Consider the following 17439-nt stretch of genomic DNA (forward strand, 5'->3'; position numbering starts at 1 on the left):
CGCGCGCCGGGCGCGGCGCGCGGGGAGCCGCAGGCGGCCCGCGAGCCGTGGCGGCTCGCCGGCCGCATTGCCGCCGACCCCTTGCGGGCACAGCTCTCCCGCGCAGAATTCCAGTACGGGCCGGAGGAGCGGGCGGTGCGGCTGTCCGGCTCCGCCGACCTGCGGCTCGGCGCCGTGCCGCGGCTCGACCTCACCGTACTCGGCCGCCAGCTCGATCTCGACCGTTTGCTCGCCGCCGCCGGCCCCGAAGCCAAGCGCGCGCCCGCCCACCACTCGGCCGCCCCGGGCTCGCCGGCTCCGCGCTCGCCGGCCGTCGCGCTGCCGGCGGCGCTGTCGGCGCTGTTCGGCCCGCTCGTCCCGCCGGTGCCGACCCGGGCCTCGGTGGCGATCGACACGCTCACCGTCGGCGGCGGCACTATCCAGGATTTTCGCGCGGGGCTGGTGCAGGCCGGCGACGACTGGCGGCTCGACGGCGTCGAGATGCGCGCGCCCGGCCTCGCCCATATCCGGGTCGACGGCCGGCTGTCGCAGGTCGCCGGCACGCTCGGCTTCACCGGGCCGGTGTCGGTCGAGGCGGCCGACCCCAAAACCTTCCTCGCCTGGGTGGAGGGCCGGCCGGACGCCGCGCCCGCCGCGATGGGCGCGCTCGAGGCCAAGGGCGACGTCACCATCGACCGCAGCCGGGTGGCGGTGGTCGGGCTCTCCGCCGCGATCGATCGCAGGACGGTGACCGGCCGTTTTGCGTACATGTTCGCCGGGTCCGATGGCCCGGCCCGGCTCGATGCCGCGCTCACCGCGGGCGAGATCGACCTCGCCGACCTCCTGTCGCTCGCCGGCGGCTCGCTGGCCGATCTCGGCTGGCCGCGCCACGTCGCGCTCGCCTTCACCGCCGACAGGGCGGTGCTCGGGCCGGTCACCGCCGGCAAGGTCGACACCGAGCTGACCGTCGACGGCCGCGGGCTCACGGTCGAGCGGCTCTCGATCGGCGATTTGCGCGGCGCCACGGTGTCCGCGCACGGACGAATCGACCTCTCCGCCGACCCGCCGGACGGCCAGCTCACGCTGGCGCTGAAGGCGCCGCGCTCGGACGGGCTGATGGCGCTCGCCGCCGACCTCTTGCCCGGTCCGGCCGGGGCGATCCGCCGCTATGCCGGCCCGCTCGGCGACGCCGACCTCTCCGCCACGCTCGCTGTCGGCCCGGCCGAGAAGGGCGCCGGCGGCCCGGCCCGGGCGACGCTCGCGGTCGACGGCAAGGTGGGCGTCGTCAAGGTCGCGCTATCGGCGAGCGGCACCGGCGATCCCGCGGCCCCCGCCGCGGCGCGTGTGTCGCTCGAGGGCACCGTCGAGGCGAGCGACGGCACCGCGCTCGCGGCGCTGACCGGGCTCGATCGCGTCTTCACGCTCGATGCCCGGCCGGCCTCGATCGGCCTCACCGGCAAGGGCCGGCTCGACCGCGAGCTGTCGGGCGACGTCAGGATCGCCTCGGGGGGCCTGTGGGCCTCGGCCGCGGCCACCGCCCAGCGCGCAAAAGGCGAGTGGACCGGCAAGGCCGACCTGTCGGTCACCGCGAGCGACGCCGGCGGCCTCGCGCCCGGTGCCGGGCCGCTGCCGCTCGCCGTGAAAAGCCGGATGGCGCTCGCCGAAGACACCCTGAAAATCGAGGAGTTTGCGGGAAAGATCGGCGGCGCCGGCGTCAGCGGCACGCTGGCATACGGGTTGTCGACACCGCACGCGATCTCCGGCCGGGTGTCGGCCGGGACGATCGATGCCGCGCCGGTGCTCGCCGCGCTGCTCGGGGTGGGCGGCCGTTACGGTCGCGACGCCACGCCGAGCCCGTGGTCGGCGGAGCCGTTCGTCCGGCCGCTGTTTCCCGATCTCGTCGGCGAGCTCGCCGTCTCGGCCGACCGGGCGCTGCTGCTGCCGGGCCTCGAGGCGCAGCAAATGTCCGGCAAGGCCGTCTTCGACGGCACCAGCCTGGTGCTCGACGGGCTCGGCGGCCGGCTCGCCGGTGGTCGTTTCGCCGGCCGGCTGGCGATGCGCCGGGCCGATGTCGGGCTTTCGGTAGGCGGCCGGCTGTCGCTCGCCTCGGCCGACCTTTTCTCCCTGTTGCCGGAGCAGGTTCGGGGTTCCGCGGACGCCCCGCTGGCGCGTGGAAAAACCACGCTGTCGGTCGAGGCGGAGGGCAGCGGCCTCAGCCCGGCGGCGCTGGTCGGCTCGCTGCGCGGCCGCGGCTCGCTGACGGTGGAGAACGCCCGCATCGCCGGGCTCGCGCCGGGTGCGATCGCCGGCGGCATCCGGGCGGTCGACCAGGGGCTTCCGCTCGAGCGCTTGGCGGGCTGGCTCGATCCGGCGTTCGCCGCCGGCAGCCTCGACGTCGCCAAGGCGGCCGGGCCGATCGCGATCGGCGACGGGCGGGTGCGGCTCGGCCCGATGGCGGCGACCACCGACGGCACCGACGTGACGCTGACCGCGGCCTACGATCTCGCCGCCGACCGGCTCGACGCCCGCTTCGCCCTCACCGGGCCGGCGCCGGGCGATGCGGCCGACGGCAAGCGGCCGGAGGCGGCCGTCGCGCTGCACGGGCCGCTCGCCGCGCCCACCCGCGAGGTCGACACCGCGGCCCTGGTGAGCTTCGTCACCCTGCGCAGCGTCGAACGCGAGGCGGAGCGCTTGGAGGCCGCCGAGCGCGAGGCGAAACGCCGCGACGCCGCCGAGGCGGCGCGGATCGCCCGCGAGCGCGAGCGGCTGAAGGAGAAATTGGCGCGGGAGCGGCTCGCCGCCGAGCGGCTGGCCGCCGAGCGTTCGGAGGCCGCCGAGCGCGCTCGGGCCGCGGCCGCGGCCAAGGCGGCCGGCGGGGCAACAACAGATGGACCGGCGGATGGACCGGCGGGCGGGTCGTCACCGTCCGCTCGCGTCGACAGCAACCGGGCCGACCGGGCATCCGACCGCACCGGGACCACCGCCGCGCCGCGGGCGCCCACGCTGCCGCCGCCTATAGAAATCCGGCCGCAGACCGTGCGGCCGGTTCCCGATGGGGCGATGTCCGGTGGAGCCGGGGCGCGTTCGCACGGCGCGCCACCTCCGCCCGGAGACAGGCCGTCGGCGATGGCCGAGCCACCCGAACGCGGGGCGGCCGCAGGTCGCTCGCCGGACCCGCCGGCGAAATCGATCTGGAACCTGTTCAACCTGCGGTGAGGGCCTGCAGGGTGTACCTGCAGCGATGCGGCGGGCCGCCCTGCATCCGGGACATGGGCCGGGAAGGGCGGCCTCGACGGGGGTCGCGGCGTGCACGCATCGTTTCGAACGCGGAGCGGAGCGGGGGTCCTGCACGCGGTCGAGATATCGGATCCCGCGGGGGGCGAGATCGGGGCCGGGGCCGAAACCCGGGCGGCGGACGTCGGCCGACGCACCTCGAGGAGGGGCCGCGAGGCGACGTCGCCGGGGGTCAGCTCGGCCGGATGACCGCCGGCTGGGTCTGCTGCCGCTCCATCGTGCCCTCGTGCGCCGTGGCACCCGGACGGGCTCCGCCGGAGCGGAAGTGATCCAGCACGAACAGCCGGATGGCCGACGACAGGTTACCGTGCCGGCGCTCGGAATCGATCGTCGAGACCAAGTCCGACAAGGTGACGTGGCGTGCGGCCGCAATTTCCTTCAGGGCCTTCCAGAAAGCGTCTTCGAGGCTCACGCTGGTCTTGTGACCGGCGATGACGATCGAGCGCTTCACGACTGGCGATTTCATTCACCATCTCCCGTATCGAGCCGATGCTGGTCGAGTGCTTTGTCGGCCTTGTTCTTCTGGGCCTCGACCAAGGCTCGTTGCGCCTTCGGCGTCCCATACAGAACTCGGTTCTCCGCCGCTCGTTCCGCAGCTTTCGTGCGTTGGGTTCGTTTTCTCACTTTTCTCAGGTTGACGATCTCGGCCATGAACGCCTTCTTCTTGGGGTCGACGAGCAAATCCCGCAACGCGAGAAGATCCTCATCGTATTTACACGTAGACGGCGAGAGAATCACCTGATCTCGACTTGCAGACGGAATATAGGGTGTACCGCTCTACCGAAAATGCGTCTGACCGTCAGCTGACGGTAGTGGGATCGCTGCCGGGTCGTCGTCAGGTTGGTTTCGCCATAGCGTGGGGATCGACGATCGCGTCGAAGTCCTCGGCGGACACGAAGCCGAGCCGCACCGCCTCTTCGCGTAGCGTGGTTCCGTTGCCGTGGGCCGTCTTGGCGATCTTGGCGGCATTCTCGTACCCGATCTTGGGCGCGAGTGCGGTCACAAGCATGAGAGACCGCCGCATCAGGTCGGCGATTCGCTCCTCGTCGGCGGTGATGCCGGCGACGCAGTGGTCGGCGAAGGAGCGCGAGGCGTCGGCCAGCAGCCGGGTCGACTGCAGGATCGCCAGCGCCACCACCGGCTTGAACACGTTGAGCTCGAACTGCCCCTGGCTGCCGGCCATGGCGATGGTGGTCTCGTTGCCGATCACCTGGCAGCACACCATGGTCATCGCCTCGCTCTGGGTCGGGTTGACCTTGCCGGGCATGATCGAGGAGCCGGGCTCGTTGGCCGGCAGCACCAATTCTCCGAGGCCGGAACGCGGGCCGCTGCCGAGCAGGCGGACGTCGTTGGCGATCTTGAACAGGGCGGTCGCGGTGGCGGCGAGCGCACCGTGCACGAACACCACCGCGTCGTGCCCGGCCAACGCCTCGAACTTGTTGGCGGCCGAGACGAACGGCCGGCCGGTGAGCGCGGCCATGCCGGCGGCGAACCGCTCGGCGAAGCCTTTCGGGGCGTTGAGCCCGGTGCCGACCGCGGTGCCGCCCTGGGCGAGCGGATAGAGGTCCGGCAAGGCGCGCTCGATCCGCGCGATCGCGGCGGCAACCTGCGCGGCGTATCCGGAAAACTCCTGACCGAGCGTCATCGGCACCGCGTCCTGCAGATGGGTGCGGCCGATCTTGACGATGCCGTCGAACGTTTCTGCTTTCTCGGCAAGGGCTTGCTGCAGATGCTTCAGGGCCGGCAGCAGGCGCTCGCAGATCTCCTCGACGGCGGCGACGTGAATCGCGGTCGGCATCGAGTCGTTCGACGACTGGCTCATATTGACGTGGTCGTTCGGGTGCACCGGCGCCTTGGCGCCGAGCCCGGCACCGAGCAGCTCGTTCGCCCGGTTGGCGATCACCTCGTTGACGTTCATGTTCGACTGGGTGCCGGAGCCGGTCTGCCACACCACCAGCGGGAAATGGTCGTCGAACTTGCCGGCCAGGATCTCGTCGGCCGCGGTGACGATCGCCTCGCGGCGGTCGTCCGACAGGAGGCCGAGCTCGCCGTTCACCTCCGCCGCGACCCGCTTCACCCGCGCCAGCGCCCGGATCAGCGGCAGCGGCATCCGCTCGCCGCCGATCGCGAAATTGCGCCGCGACCGCTCGGTCTGGGCCCCCCAGTAGCGGTCGGCGGGCACCTCGATCGGGCCGAAGGTGTCGGATTCGGTGCGGGTGGCGGCGCGAGAATCGGCGGCGTTCGCCGCGGGGGTCGCGGACGTCATGATACCTCCTGGCGTGGGCATGCGACGAATGGGCACACGACATGGCGCCCGGCCGGGATCTCGGCGGGCGTCTTCGTAGCGGTGCGCGGCAATCGGGGGGAGGCGGCGGGGGGCCGCAATGCCGGCAGGCGCAAAGGGTTACTTCTTGCGGAAGCGGTCGAGCCGGACCACCTCGCCGCCGCCGGCGGGCTTGTCGGGGGGCGGCTCGCCGGAGGAGGCCGACGGATTGGCGGGCGCCGGCACGATCTCGGTCTCGGCCGGGCGCAGATGGGTCGCCGGCGGCCGCTCGGGCGTCGTCTTGCCGCCGCCGAGGGCGGGCGTCTCGTCCGGCTCCTTGGCCTCGAGGTCCGCCTGCACCGCGAACTCGAGCCCGAACTGGACCGAGGGGTCGAAGAAGCCCTTGATCGCCGCGAGCGGCACCACCAGCCGTTCCGGGATCCCGTTGAAGGACAGGCCGACCTCGAACACGTCCTCCTTCACCGTCAGATCCCAGAACTGGTGCTGAAGGACGATGGTCATCTCCTCGGGATACTGGCCGAGCAGCCGCGGCGACAGCTTCACCCCCGGCGCCCGTGTGTCGAAGGAGATGTAGAAGTGGTGCTCGCCCGGCAGACCTTTCGCCGCGGCGTCGGTCAGCACGGTGCGGACCACCCCGCGCAGGGCGTCCTGGGTGAGAATGTCGTAGCGGATGAAGTCGGTCGGCATGGCGATCTCGGTTCGGATCTCGGCCCGGCGCATGGTTTGCCGCGCAGGATGTCCGGCCATGGTAGGCCCGAGCGGAAGCGAACACCACCCTGCGGACGGTAACCTGCGGTGGCCGGAACCGCCGAACCGTTCCTGCCGGCCCGCTTCACCGGGTGAGCGGGCCATCGTGCGTCGGCAGACGGGGCTCGCGAGGTGGCGAAAATCAGTGGAGGCTTCTGTTGCCAGGTGCCTCCGAACCCCGCCTGCCGGTGCTACCCGTCAGGGCTTAGATCGGTCTTTCAAACCGCTCACGCGGCCTGAGCAACCGGAGCATAGTTGTCGTTGGCAACTATTGCAGTGGCCCGATAACGGCGGAACCATGCCGGGCAAAAGCACGTCCTTTACGCCCTCGTCGATCCTGTTTCGCCCCCGCCGGAGCCCAGCCGCCCGACCGTGATGCACGGCCGGTGCTGGGCTCGGGTGGAGGCGCCGGGTACCGCCCCCGGGTCCGAATGGTTTATTACGACGACCGTTTATTGCCATAGCCGGCGAACCGGCCCGCTCAATATAAGGCGTTCTCGCCCGGAGGGAAGGGCGAGAACGACGGTCTCTGTGGACCCGTGCCGGACCGGTGTGACGGCGGCGCCCCGACTGTCATCGTGGTGTCGCGTCCCGGCGCGACGGCCTTGCCGAGCGAGACCGTCGGGCGCTATGCGAGAAAAATGTCGAACCCCCAAACTCTCCCCACCGCCGCCGACATCGATGCGGCCGCTGGCCGGATCGCCGGCGTCGCGGTGCGCACGCCGCTCGTGCACTCGCCCGTGCTCGACGCGCGCACCGGCGGCCGCGTCTTCCTCAAGGCCGAGACCTTGCAGCGCACCGGCTCGTTCAAGTTCCGTGGCGCCTTCAACATGCTCGCGCAAATCCCGGAGCACCAACGGGAAAACGGCGTGGTCGCCTACTCCTCCGGCAATCACGCGCAGGGCGTGGCGGCGGCGGCGAAGCTGCTCGGCATGCCGGCGGTGATCGTGATGCCGGCCGATGCGCCGGCTTCCAAGCGCGCCCGCACCGCGGCGCTCGGCGCCGAGGTGGTGCTCTACGACCGCGTTCACGAAAGCCGGGAGGCGATCGCCGAACGGATCGCGACGGCGCGCGGCGCGACCCTGGTGCCGCCGTTCGATCACCCGAAAATCGTTGCCGGACAAGGGACTGTCGGCCGCGAGATCATCGAGGATCTCGTTGCGCTCGGTGCGTCGCCGGACCTCGTGGCGGTGAATGCCTCGGGCGGCGGGCTCACCGCCGGCGTGGCGCTCGCGGTGAAGGCGAAGGCGGCGGCAGCGAACATCTTCACCGCCGAGCCGGAAAACTTCGACGACCATGCCCGCTCCTTCGCGAGCGGCGTGCGGGAGCGGAACTCGGCGGCGAGCGGCTCGATCTGCGACGCGCTGCTGGCCCCGTCGCCGGGAGAAATCACCTTCGCGATCAACAAGATGCTGGTGGCCGGCGGGGTCGCCGCGAGCGACGCCGAGGTGGCGGCGGCGGTCGCCTTCGCCTTCCACGAGCTGAAGCTGGTGGTGGAGCCCGGCGGGGCGGTGGCGCTCGCCGCGCTGCTCGCCGGAACGCTCGACGTGCGTGGCCGCGTGGCGGTGATCGTGCTGTCGGGCGGCAATGTCGACGCCGAGCTGTTCGCAAAGCTGATCGGCTGACGGCTCGCTGCTGTACCCTGTTGTCGCGCGGTGTTGGCCGCCGTTGTTGCGGTGCTGCTTTCAGCTGAACAGGGCGATCCGCTCGTCCTCGGTCAAGCTGTCGAGCGCGGCCAGCGGATCGGCCGGGGGCGGCGGCTCGTGCGTCGCCTCGTCGGCCCCGTCGCCCTCCGGCGGGGTCCAGTCCGGCCCGAGCCCCGCCGGCCTGCCGGACGCCGGCTCGGCCGCTAGCGGCTCGGCCGGACGCGGGGCGGGGAAGAAGTCGGGCGCGGCGATCTCGACCGGCTCCGCCGCCCGGCCGACCAGCCAGCTGGGCAGCGAGCCGTCCGGCGCGGCGTCGTCCGGTGAGCCGGCGTCCGACTCGCGTTCGTCCGGCTCGCGCTCGTTCGTTTCGGCGGCGTTCGTCGCGTCGCCATTGGTTGCGGCGGAGATTGGCGGCGCGTCGGCAGACGCCGGCTCCGTCTCGGGCTGCCGCTCGGCCGCTTCGGCGGCGACCGTGGCCGGCTGCTCGGAAAGGCCGCGGTCGGAATCGTCGGACGGCTCCTCGGCGAACAGCTCCTCGTCGAGCGATGCGGCGTCGTACGCCGGATCGGCCGCCGCGTCGTCGGAGGTTTCCCGGTAGAGGCCGGCGGGCGGCGCCTCCGACATGATCTTGCGGATGGCGGCGAGCGCCTCGGTCAAGTCGGACGGCGGCTCGTCGACCGGCTCCGACACGTCGTCCGCCGCCGGCGGCTCCGGCTCCGGATGGTCGATCCGCTCGGCGACCGCCCGAAGCGCGTCGGCGATGTCGTCGAGAATCGTGTGCTCGCCGGGTGACTCGTCACCCGGTGACTCGTCGCCCTGCGACTCGTCGCGCGGTGACTCGTCGCGTGGCTGCCCGTCCTTCGATTCGTCCGCCGCCGCGTCGATCTCGGCCACGTCCATATGGGCCGGCTCCTCGGGGGACGCGGCCCGCTCGGGCGCATCCTCGGCCGGCGAGGGGGGGACGGCAAAATCGAAATCGACCGCCGGCAGCATCGGCGTGGCGATGGCATAGGACGCGGCCGAAGGCTCTCGTTGCTCGCTCGCTTCGATCGCCTCGGAGGCTTCGGGGAGGTCCGGCAGGGACAGGGAAGGATCGGCGACCTCTCCGTCGTCTTCTTCCGTCTCGTCCCGAGCTGCGGAAAGGATGTCCGCGTCCGCTTTTTCTTCGTCCTCGGCCTGTCCGGCAAATGCCTCTGGCGTCTCGTCCGGCGCGCCCGCCGGCGAGCCGGCGGAAACGGTGGTCTTCGCGGCCGGCTCGGCCGCGGCGGCTTCGAATGCGTCGTCCCGGTCCGCCGGCGTCGCCTCTTCACCGGGCTCGGACGCCGCCACCGGGGTCTCGGTCTTCCCGAGCCCGGTCTCCCCGAGCCGGGTTTCTCCGGTCCCGGTCTCCCCGACTTCGGTCGCCCCGACTTCGGTCGCCACGATCGTGTCGGCCTCCGCCGCCGGCGTACCGAGCGAACTCTCGAGCGCAGCGGCCGTCGAAGCGTCCTCCGCCGGCGCGCCGAACAGCGCGGCGGCGACCGCCCGCAGCGCGCCGTCCTCGGCGTCCGCCGGGGCCGGCGGCGTGTCGGATGCGACGGCCATGTCTTCGACGGCCATGTCTTCGACGGCCATGTCCTCGACGGCGATGTCTTCGACGACGATGTCTTCGGTGACGATGTCTTCGGTGACGACCGAGTTGACGACGGGCTCGTCGGCCAGCTCCGCCGCGGCGCTGGCGGCGATCGCCGCAAATGCGGCCTCGGCGCCGTCCGGCACCGGCTCGCCGGGTACCGGCTCGCCGGCGAGCGGCATGCCGGGTACCGGCTCACCGGCAAGCGGCTCACCGGCGAGCGCCTCGCCGAAAACCGGCTCCTCCGGCGCGACCTCCGCGAGGTCGATCGATCGCGCGCACGGCGCGTCCGCGAGCGCGGCGGCGTCCGGCGCCGCGACCTGCGAATCGACTGCCTGTGGGGGCATCGCGGCGGGCATCGTGGCCGGCATCGCAGCCGCGGCGGCGACACCCGCGGCGGCGCCGGCGACGGGCGCGGCCGACACCCGCCCCCACACGTCGATCAGCTCCTCCAGCCGGCCGTTCTGCGCCCGCAAAAGCGCGGCGAGGGTGTCGTCCCGGCCGTCCCGGCGGTCGCGCGAGCCGGCGGCCAGCGAGCTGGCGGCCAGCGCCGCGACCTCGCCGCCGAGCCGTTCCATCGTCCGGCCGAGCTTTGCGAGGTCGCCGCGCAAATGGTCTTCGAGCGCGGCGATGCCGGCGGGCGCGCGCAAGGCGGCGAGCGCCGTTTCGATCCGGCCGACGGCGGCCGAAATCTCCGGCGGAACCGCCAGCACGACCTCGGGCTCGCGGTGGCGCACCAGCAGGCCCTCGATGCGGGCGAGGGCGGCGGACAGATCCGCCAGGATGCCGATGAGGGTCGGGGACGCCCGCTCCTCGGCGAGCGCGGCCTCCACCCGCACGAGCGCCCCGGCGATCTCGTCGGACCATTCGGGCGGCGGCGCCTCGCGCCGCTCGCCGAGATTCGCCAGCGTCAGCTCGATGCGCGCAAAGGCGCTCGACACCGCGTCCGGCACCCCCGGCTCGGGCCTTTGCGCCAGATCGCCGAGCGCCAGCTCGAGGCGGGCGAGCGCATCGGTGACCGCGGCCGGCACCGCCGGGGCGGGCGGCGGGGCGTCGGCGAGGCGCCCGACGGTCCGCTCGATCCGCGACAGCGCGCTGGTCACCACACCGGGCACCCCCGGCTCGGGCTTGTGCACCAGCTCGTTCAGCGCCAGCTCGAGGCGGGCGAGCGCATCCGTCACCGCCTCGGGCACCGCCGGGGCGGGAGGCGGCGCCTCGGTGAGGCTCCCGACCCCCAGCTCGATGCGGGCGAGCGCGTCGGTCACCGCGTCCGGCACCGCCGGCTCGGGCTTCTTTTGCGCCAGCTCGCCCAGCCCCAGCTCGATCCGCGCCACCGCGTCCGCAAGCGAGACCGGCACCGGCGGTTCGGCGCTCGTCAGCGCCTCGATGCGGGCGAGGGCGTCCAGCACCTCGTCGGTGCGGTCGAGCGCTTCGGGCTGATCGGCGAGCGCGGCGAGCCGCTCCAGCGCCTCGGTCACCGGCTCGGGCAGCGGCGCGGTCGCCGGCGTCTCGCCGGCCTGCACCAGCAGCGCCTCGATGCGCCCGACCACCGCGACCATCGCGTCGATCTCGGGGGTCCGCGCGCGGCGGGCGTGCTCGTCGAGGAACCAGCGGCCGCGGCCGCTCTCGCTCAGGGCGGTGCGGATGGCCTCGTAGGCGGCGTCGCTCGCCGGATCGGCGCGATGCGGATCGGTGCGGCCGGGTGCGGCGAAGGAAGGAGCGTCGGCCATGGTCACCTTTCGAGCCGGACCCGGTTCGCCCGAGGCGATGCCCGCACGACGGCGCATCCCCGGCGGACGGAGGAGCGAGGCCCGACACGGAAAGCGGTTTTCACTTTCGGCGACCCCGCAATAAAGGAACAACACGATCGTTCGCGGAGTGCAATCCAGGCCATGCGATTAACCCCCACGACTTCTCCGGGCGACCCGTTCGCCCGACGCATGGCGATGTTCTACGCCGCCTATTTCGCCTTCATGGGGATCCAGCTACCGTTCATGCCGGTGTGGCTCGAGGCGCGCGGCCTCGATTCGGGCGAGATCGGCGTCGTGCTGGCGCTGGCGATGGCCGCCCGGCCGCTGGTGGTGCCGCTCGCCACGCGAATCGCCGACCGCCTCGGCTGGCTGAAGGGGCCGCTGGTCGCCGCGAGCTTCTGCACCGCCGCGGGCTTTCTGCTGCTCGGCACGGTCTCCGGCTTTCCGGCGATTCTCGCGGTGTACGGCCTCGCCTCGGTGTTTTGGGCGGTGATCCTGCCGTTCGGCGACGCGTTCGCGCTGCGCGGGCTGGCGGTGCGGCAGAAAGCCTATGGGCCGGTGCGGCTGTGGGGCTCGGTCACCTTCATCGTCGCCAATCTCGGCGGCGGCGTGCTGCTCGAGCGGCTCGGCGCGCCGAACCTGGTCTGGGCGCTGTTCGCGACGCTCTCGGCGTCGGCGCTGGTGACGGTCTTTCTGGTGCCGGCCGGCGCGCCGCCCGAAGCCGCCGAGAAGAAGGCGTCGCGCCCCGGCCTGTGGCGCTCGAAGGTTTTCGTCGCGGTGGTGGTGGCCGGCAGCCTGGTGCAGGCGAGCCATGCGGTGCTGTACGGCTTCGCCAGCCTGCAATGGGCCGCAAAAGGCCTCGACGGCTTTCAGATCGGGGGGCTGTGGGCGATCGGCGTGGTGGCCGAGGTGCTTTTGTTCGCGATGTCCGGGCGGATCGCGCAAAAGCTCGGGCCGCTCGACCTCTTGGTGGTCGGGGCGATGGGGGCGGCGGTGCGCTGGGGGGTGATGGCGTTCGATCCGCCGGCGATCGCTTTACCGGCGTTGCAATGCCTGCACGGCCTGTCGTTCGGCGCCACCCATCTCGCGGCGATGCTCTTTCTGCAACGCGAGCAGCGCGGCGCCACCGCCCAGGGCGATTATTCCAGCATGGTCGCGGTGGTGTCGGCCGCCGGCATGGGCATGTCCGGCCTGCTGGTCGAGGCCGGCGGCAGCCTCGCTTATCTCGCCATGGCGACGCCGGCCGCGGCCGGCGTCGGGATCGCCCTCGCGGCGCGGCGGGCGGCGCGGCCCCGGCCGGCATAAGCCCGGCCGCCGACCGCGGCGGCGCGCACCGCCGGCCCGTCGCACGGCGGCACGATCGCCGACAGCTCGCGGCCGCGCAGCATCAGCATGTCCGGGGTGAGGCCGCCGTGCCGGGTGATCCAGCGGCGCACGCCGGCCGGATAAAAGCCCCACAGCGTGCGGGTCGCCACCGGGCTGGTCACCCGGTCGCCGTACGGGCCCGGCACCCAGGCGGCGTGGAAGCCGAGCACCGCGTTGCGGGTCGCGCACAGCCGGCCGCGCGGGATCAGGCCGACCACCAGCGTGCAGGCCGACAGGCAGGTGCCGTCGATCACCACCCGGTCGCCGCTCGCCCGCACCCGCTCGTAGCGGGCGACGTAGTCGCCGATCATGCCGCCGGTGTCCGAGGCGATCAGCACGTCCGACAGAGCCGGAGCGGTCGCGGTCAGCGCGAGGGTCGCGCCGAGAAGCAGTGCGAAAGGCCGCATTCCCATTCTCCCCGTGATCCCGCGCTCAGTGAACAACGGCTTTCACTTTCGCTCAACCGGGGAGAAACCCTCATTTCCACGCACCAAAGGTAGCAGGGTGCAGCAGGCTTCGGTCGTACCGCAAGCCATCCGGGCGATCGCGCGCCAGCAGCAACGCCCCGTCGAGATCGACGAAGCGCGCCTGCTGCGCCAACAGCAGCGCCGGGGCGATCGACAGCGAGGTCGAGACCATGCAGCCGACCATCAGCGCGAAGCCGAGCCGGGTCGCCTCCTCGGCGACCGCGAGCGCGGCGGTCAGCCCGCCGGTCTTGTCGAGCTTGAGATTGACGGCGTCGTAGCGGCCGACCAGCGGGGCGAGCGTCGCGACGCCGTGCACGCTCTCGTCGGCGCAGATCGGCACGGTGTGCGGCAGCGTGGCGAGCAGGGCGTCGTCGTCGGCCGGCAGCGGCTGCTCGACCAGCGCGACGCGGGCGGCGGCGCAGGCCTCGAGGTTTTCCTCGATCGTGTCGGGCCGCCACGCCTCGTTGGCGTCGACGATCAGCGTCGCCAGCGGCGCCGCCTCGCGCACCGCGCGAATGCGGGCCGGATCGCCGGCACCGCCGAGCTTCACCTTGAGGAGCGGGCGGTCGGCGGCGGCCTCGGCGGCTTTCGCCATCGTCTCCGGCGAGCCGAGCGAGATCGTGTAGGCGGTGACGCACGGCTTCGGCGGCGGCAGGCCGAGCAGGGCACCGGCGGAGACGCCCGCCCGCTGCGCCTCGAGGTCGATCAGCGCGCAGTCGAGCGCGTTTCGCGCGGCACCCGCCGGCAGCAAGTTTTGCAGCGTCTTTCGGTCGAGCCCGTCGGCGACGTCGCCGGCGGTGCTCGCGATCGCCGCCGTCACGCTCTCCACGCTCTCGCCGTAGCGGGCATAGGGCACGCACTCGCCGCGTCCGCAGAAGTCGCCGTCGGTCACGCTCGCCACCACCACGTGCGCCTCGGTCTTGGCGCCGCGGCTGATCGTGAAGGTGCCGGCGATCGGCCATGATTCCGGCGTGACGGTGAGCTTTCTCGGCATGGTGCGGCCTTTCGGAGACAGGCCGGACCTCGACAGTCCGCCGCCGCGGTGTCAAGTATCGCCTGCGAGATTCGCCCTGCGGCCACCGGGCGCTCGCGACCCTCGGAGCCTCGTGCGAATGAGCGACGCGCTGCTCGACATCAGCCTGAAGGACGGGCGGCTGGCGCTCGCCGCCTCCGGCGCCTGGACGGCCGAGCGCGCGGGCGACCTCGAGCGGCGGATCGACAGCGCCGCGAAGCGCGCCCGGTCGGCCACCACGGTCGAGATCCGCATGGGCGGGGTCGAGCGGCTCGACACCTTCGGCGCCTGGCTGCTCGAGCGCCTGGTGCGCGCGGTCGCGTCCGCCGGCCGCGAGGCGCAGGTGGTCGACCTGCCGGAGCGCTACCGCGATCTTCTCGAGGAGGCCCACCGCGCCAACCGCACCGCGGTGTCGGCGCCGCGCACGAATCCGCTCGGCGACGCGCTGGAGACGCTCGGCCGCGGCACGGTCGGCATCCTTCGCGATCTCGTGCTGATCGTGCAAATGTTCGGCGAGGTGGCGGTCGCGCTGCTGCGCGTGCTGGTGCGGCCCTGGACCTTCCGCTTCACCTCCACCGTGCATCATCTCGATCGGGTCGGCTGGCGCGCGGTGCCGGTGATCCTTCTGATGACCTTCCTGCTCGGCTGCATCATCGCCCAGCAGGGCATCTTTCATTTCCGCCGCTTCGGCGTCGAGGTCTATGTCGTCGACATGGTCGGCATCCTGGTGCTGCGCGAGATCGGCGTCCTGATGACCGCCATCATGATCGCCGGCCGCTCCGGCAGCGCCTATACCGCCGAGCTCGGCTCGATGAAGATGCGCGAGGAGATCGACGCGCTGCGCACCATGGGCTTCGACCCGCTCGAGGTGTTGGTGCTGCCGCGCCTCGTCGCGCTGGTGATCGCGCTGCCGGCGCTCGCCTTCGTCGGCTCGATGGCGGCGCTCTACGGGGCGGGCCTGGTCTGCCAGCTCTACGGCATGAGCCCCGAGGTCTTTCTCGCCCGCCTCAAGGACGCCATCTCGCTCGACGATTTTCTGGTCGGCATGATCAAGGCGCCGTTCATGGCGCTGGTGATCGGCGTGGTGGCGAGCGTCGAGGGGCTGCAGGTGAAGGGGAGTGCGGAATCGCTCGGGCTCAACACCACCGCCTCGGTGGTGAAGGCGATCTTTCTGATGATCGGCCTCGACGGCGCCTTCGCGATCTTCTTCGCCTCGATCGGGATGTGACGATGGACGCGATCCGTACCGTCACGCCCCGCGCCGCGGCCTTCGAGGTCGAGGATCCGATCATCCGGGTGCGCGACCTGGTGTCCGGCTTCGGCACCACCACGGTGCTCGACGGCGTGTCGCTCGACGTCGCCCGCGGCGAGATTCTGGGCTGCGTCGGGGCGTCCGGCATCGGCAAGTCGGTGATGCTGCGCACCATCGTCGGCCTGTTGCCGCGGCGCGCCGGCACCATCACGGTGTTCGGCGCCGATCCGGCAAGACTCGGCGCCCGCGCGAGACGCGCGCTGGAGCGCCGCTGGGGCGTCCTCTTTCAGCACGGCGCGCTGTTTTCCTCGCTCACCGTCCGGCAGAACGTGCAGTTCCCGATGCGCGAGCATCTGCGGTTGTCGCGCCGGCTGATGGACGAGGTGGCGGTCGCCAAGCTGGAGATGGTCGGGCTCTCCGCCGACGTGTGCGAGAAGACCCCCTCGGAGCTGTCCGGCGGCATGATCAAGCGGGTGGCACTCGCCCGCGCGCTCGCGCTCGACCCCGAGATCGTCTTCCTGGACGAGCCGACGTCCGGCCTCGACCCCATCGGGGCCGCAGAATTCGACAGCCTGATCAAGACCTTACAACGGACTTTAGGGCTGACCGTTTTCATGGTAACCCACGATCTCGACAGCCTCCACGCGGTCTGCGACCGAATCGCCGTGCTGGCCGACCGCCAGGTGATCACGGTCGGCACGATGGCCACCATGCTGGCATCCGAGCATCCGTGGGTGCGCGCGTACTTTCGGGGAACCCGCTCCCGGGCGCGCCGCGTGGCATGACACCGGCCGAGACATCCGAGGGACGGGACGAGGCGGCACCCGAGGCGCCGCCGAGAACGAGACGGCTTACGAGACGACTTACGAGACGGCGACGGACGAGACGGCGTACGAGTCGAAGAGCCGGCCGCGGGTGCGGTCCGGCACGCTTTTTGTGAGGATCACCGGCCGGCGATGGAAACGCGAGCGAACTACATCCTGGTGGGCCTGTTCACCCTGTCCGTGATGGTCGGGGCGTTCGCCTTCGTCTACTGGTTCCGCGCCCAGCCCGGCGGCCCCGAGCGCCGCCACTACGACGTGGTGTTCGAGACCCCGGTCTCCGGCCTGCGGCCGGGCTCGTGGGTGAGCTTCAACGGCATCCGGGTCGGCGAGGTGAACACCGTGCGGATCGACCCCGACGCGCCGCGTCAGGTGGTGGTCGGCATCTCGGTCGACGGCAACGTGGTGCTGCGCACCGACACCTGGGTCGGCCTGGAGTTCTTGGGCCTCACCGGTTTTGCCTCGGTCGCGCTGCGCGGCGGCTCGGCCGATGCGCCGGTGCTCGATCCGCCGATTCTGCGCGCCGACGTCACCGGTACCCAGGACGTCTCGTCGGCCGCCCGCAGCGTGCTGCACCGGCTCGACTCGCTCGTCTCGAACAACGAGCGGGCGTTCGGCGCCACCTTGAAGAACCTCGAGACGTTCTCGCAAACGCTGGCCGACAATTCCGAGCGGATCGACCGCATTCTCGGCTCGGCCGAGACCGTGATGAACGGCGCCGACGCCAAGCTCGAGGAGATCGCCGACGCGATGCGCTCGGTGCGCAAGGTCGCCGACAATCTCGACAAGAACGTCACCGAGGTGTCGTCGGGCCTCACCCGCTTCAGCAAGACGGGCCTGCGGCAGTGGGAGCGGCTGGCGGTCGAAGGCCGCCGCGCCATCTCGACGCTCGAGCAGGCGGTGAAGAACATCGACCAGAACCCGAGCCGCCTGCTGTTCGGCGGCGCGCCCGAGCAGCCGGCCGGCCATCCCGGCGCCACCGGCACCGTGCGGCGCTGACCGAGCGGCGGCGACCGAGGGGCGCCGACCGTTAGCAGCGCCGACCATCAGCGGTGCCGGCGAGCCGCGGGCACGCTTCGCGCGGAAGAAGAGAGTCGCGGAAGCGGGACTCCCGAAAAGGAAAGAACTCAGGCGCCGGCGGAAGACTATGACCTCATCCCGGGGGCCGCGAAGCGGCCGTCTCGAAGGATGAGGCCCGCACCGTGGCCT

General features: G+C 72.2%; 13 protein-coding genes and 1 other RNA gene. 6 read left to right on the forward strand and 8 right to left on the reverse strand.

Annotation, left to right across the window (positions count from 1 at the left end; translation table 11 throughout):
* Nucleotides 1-3195 (forward strand): AsmA-like C-terminal region-containing protein (locus tag A33M_RS19865; RefSeq protein ID WP_040622057.1); only part of this gene is annotated, 3195 nt, incomplete at its 5' end.
* A gap of 250 nt (nt 3196-3445) precedes the next feature.
* Here the strand turns inward: A33M_RS19865 and A33M_RS19870 are convergent.
* From A33M_RS19870 to ssrA, 5 genes are all read right to left on the reverse strand, one after another.
* The gene (locus tag A33M_RS19870; protein WP_237718428.1) at nt 3446-3724 is read right to left on the reverse strand and encodes a ribbon-helix-helix domain-containing protein; all 279 of its coding nucleotides are present in this window, start codon (nt 3722-3724) and stop codon (nt 3446-3448) included.
* Between the two features lie 11 nt (nt 3725-3735).
* Complete coding sequence (locus A33M_RS23240; protein WP_237718429.1) at nt 3736-4011, reverse strand: DUF4169 family protein; 276 nt, start codon at nt 4009-4011, stop codon at nt 3736-3738.
* Nucleotides 4012-4108: 97 nt separating this feature from the next.
* Nucleotides 4109-5539, reverse strand: a complete 1431-nt coding sequence (gene fumC, locus A33M_RS19875) for a class II fumarate hydratase (RefSeq protein ID WP_008391100.1) — start codon at nt 5537-5539, stop codon at nt 4109-4111.
* A 138-nt stretch (nt 5540-5677) separates the two neighbouring features.
* A complete protein-coding gene (locus A33M_RS19880; RefSeq protein WP_040622062.1) occupies nt 5678-6244 on the reverse strand; it encodes an SspB family protein in 567 nt (188 codons plus the stop codon).
* 204 nt (nt 6245-6448) lie between these two features.
* Nucleotides 6449-6819, reverse strand: a transfer-messenger RNA (tmRNA) gene (gene ssrA, locus A33M_RS23245).
* A 126-nt stretch (nt 6820-6945) separates the two neighbouring features.
* On the opposite strand from ssrA, the gene A33M_RS19885 reads away from it, so the two are divergent.
* Nucleotides 6946-7929 (forward strand): threonine ammonia-lyase, encoded by a 984-nt coding sequence (locus A33M_RS19885; protein WP_040622064.1) that lies wholly within the window; start codon nt 6946-6948, stop codon nt 7927-7929.
* 60 nt (nt 7930-7989) lie between these two features.
* Here the strand turns inward: A33M_RS19885 and A33M_RS24245 are convergent, their stop codons facing one another.
* The gene (locus A33M_RS24245; RefSeq protein ID WP_008391106.1) at nt 7990-11292 is read right to left on the reverse strand and encodes a hypothetical protein; all 3303 of its coding nucleotides are present in this window, start codon (nt 11290-11292) and stop codon (nt 7990-7992) included.
* 162 nt (nt 11293-11454) lie between these two features.
* Here A33M_RS24245 and A33M_RS24250 point away from each other — a divergent pair, with 162 nt between their 5' ends.
* The gene (locus A33M_RS24250; RefSeq protein WP_040622060.1) at nt 11455-12618 is read left to right on the forward strand and encodes an MFS transporter; all 1164 of its coding nucleotides are present in this window, start codon (nt 11455-11457) and stop codon (nt 12616-12618) included.
* On the opposite strand, the gene A33M_RS19900 is transcribed toward A33M_RS24250, so the two are convergent.
* The gene (locus A33M_RS19900) at nt 12534-13085 is read right to left on the reverse strand and encodes a hypothetical protein (protein ID WP_202801971.1); all 552 of its coding nucleotides are present in this window, start codon (nt 13083-13085) and stop codon (nt 12534-12536) included. The genes A33M_RS24250 and A33M_RS19900 overlap by 85 nt on opposite strands.
* Before the next feature lie 70 nt (nt 13086-13155).
* The gene (dgcA, locus tag A33M_RS19905; RefSeq protein ID WP_008391113.1) at nt 13156-14139 is read right to left on the reverse strand and encodes an N-acetyl-D-Glu racemase DgcA; all 984 of its coding nucleotides are present in this window, start codon (nt 14137-14139) and stop codon (nt 13156-13158) included.
* Between the two features lie 118 nt (nt 14140-14257).
* Between dgcA and A33M_RS19910 the strand changes: the two genes are divergently transcribed.
* From A33M_RS19910 to A33M_RS19920, 3 genes are all read left to right on the forward strand, one after another.
* Nucleotides 14258-15385: an ABC transporter permease gene (locus tag A33M_RS19910; protein ID WP_008391115.1), complete on the forward strand. Its 1128-nt coding sequence runs from the start codon at nt 14258-14260 to the stop codon at nt 15383-15385.
* 2 nt (nt 15386-15387) lie between these two features.
* Nucleotides 15388-16194: an ABC transporter ATP-binding protein gene (locus tag A33M_RS19915; protein WP_008391117.1), complete on the forward strand. Its 807-nt coding sequence runs from the start codon at nt 15388-15390 to the stop codon at nt 16192-16194.
* A gap of 171 nt (nt 16195-16365) precedes the next feature.
* Nucleotides 16366-17229 carry an MlaD family protein gene (locus tag A33M_RS19920; protein ID WP_008391120.1) on the forward strand — a complete coding sequence of 288 codons (864 nt, stop codon included), beginning with the start codon at nt 16366-16368 and terminating at the stop codon, nt 17227-17229.
* Nucleotides 17230-17439 lie beyond the last annotated feature (210 nt).

The organism is Rhodovulum sp. PH10 (assembly GCF_000293785.1).
In the GTDB taxonomy this organism is placed as follows: Bacteria; Pseudomonadota; Alphaproteobacteria; order Rhizobiales; family Xanthobacteraceae; genus Rhodoplanes.

Excerpts from the sequence above, each read along its gene's own strand:
- fumC (WP_008391100.1), bottom strand. The coding sequence starts at position 5,539 with ATGACGTCCGCGACCCCCGCGGCGAACGCCGCCGATTCTCGCGCCGCC.
- A33M_RS19880 (WP_040622062.1), bottom strand. The coding sequence starts at position 6,244 with ATGCCGACCGACTTCATCCGCTACGACATTCTCACCCAGGACGCCCTG.
- A33M_RS19885 (WP_040622064.1), top strand. The coding sequence starts at position 6,946 with ATGTCGAACCCCCAAACTCTCCCCACCGCCGCCGACATCGATGCGGCC.
- A33M_RS24245 (WP_008391106.1), bottom strand. The coding sequence starts at position 11,292 with ATGGCCGACGCTCCTTCCTTCGCCGCACCCGGCCGCACCGATCCGCAT.
- A33M_RS24250 (WP_040622060.1), top strand. The coding sequence starts at position 11,455 with ATGCGATTAACCCCCACGACTTCTCCGGGCGACCCGTTCGCCCGACGC.
- A33M_RS19900 (WP_202801971.1), bottom strand. The coding sequence starts at position 13,085 with ATGCGGCCTTTCGCACTGCTTCTCGGCGCGACCCTCGCGCTGACCGCG.
- dgcA (WP_008391113.1), bottom strand. The coding sequence starts at position 14,139 with ATGCCGAGAAAGCTCACCGTCACGCCGGAATCATGGCCGATCGCCGGC.
- A33M_RS19910 (WP_008391115.1), top strand. The coding sequence starts at position 14,258 with ATGAGCGACGCGCTGCTCGACATCAGCCTGAAGGACGGGCGGCTGGCG.
- A33M_RS19915 (WP_008391117.1), top strand. The coding sequence starts at position 15,388 with ATGGACGCGATCCGTACCGTCACGCCCCGCGCCGCGGCCTTCGAGGTC.
- A33M_RS19920 (WP_008391120.1), top strand. The coding sequence starts at position 16,366 with ATGGAAACGCGAGCGAACTACATCCTGGTGGGCCTGTTCACCCTGTCC.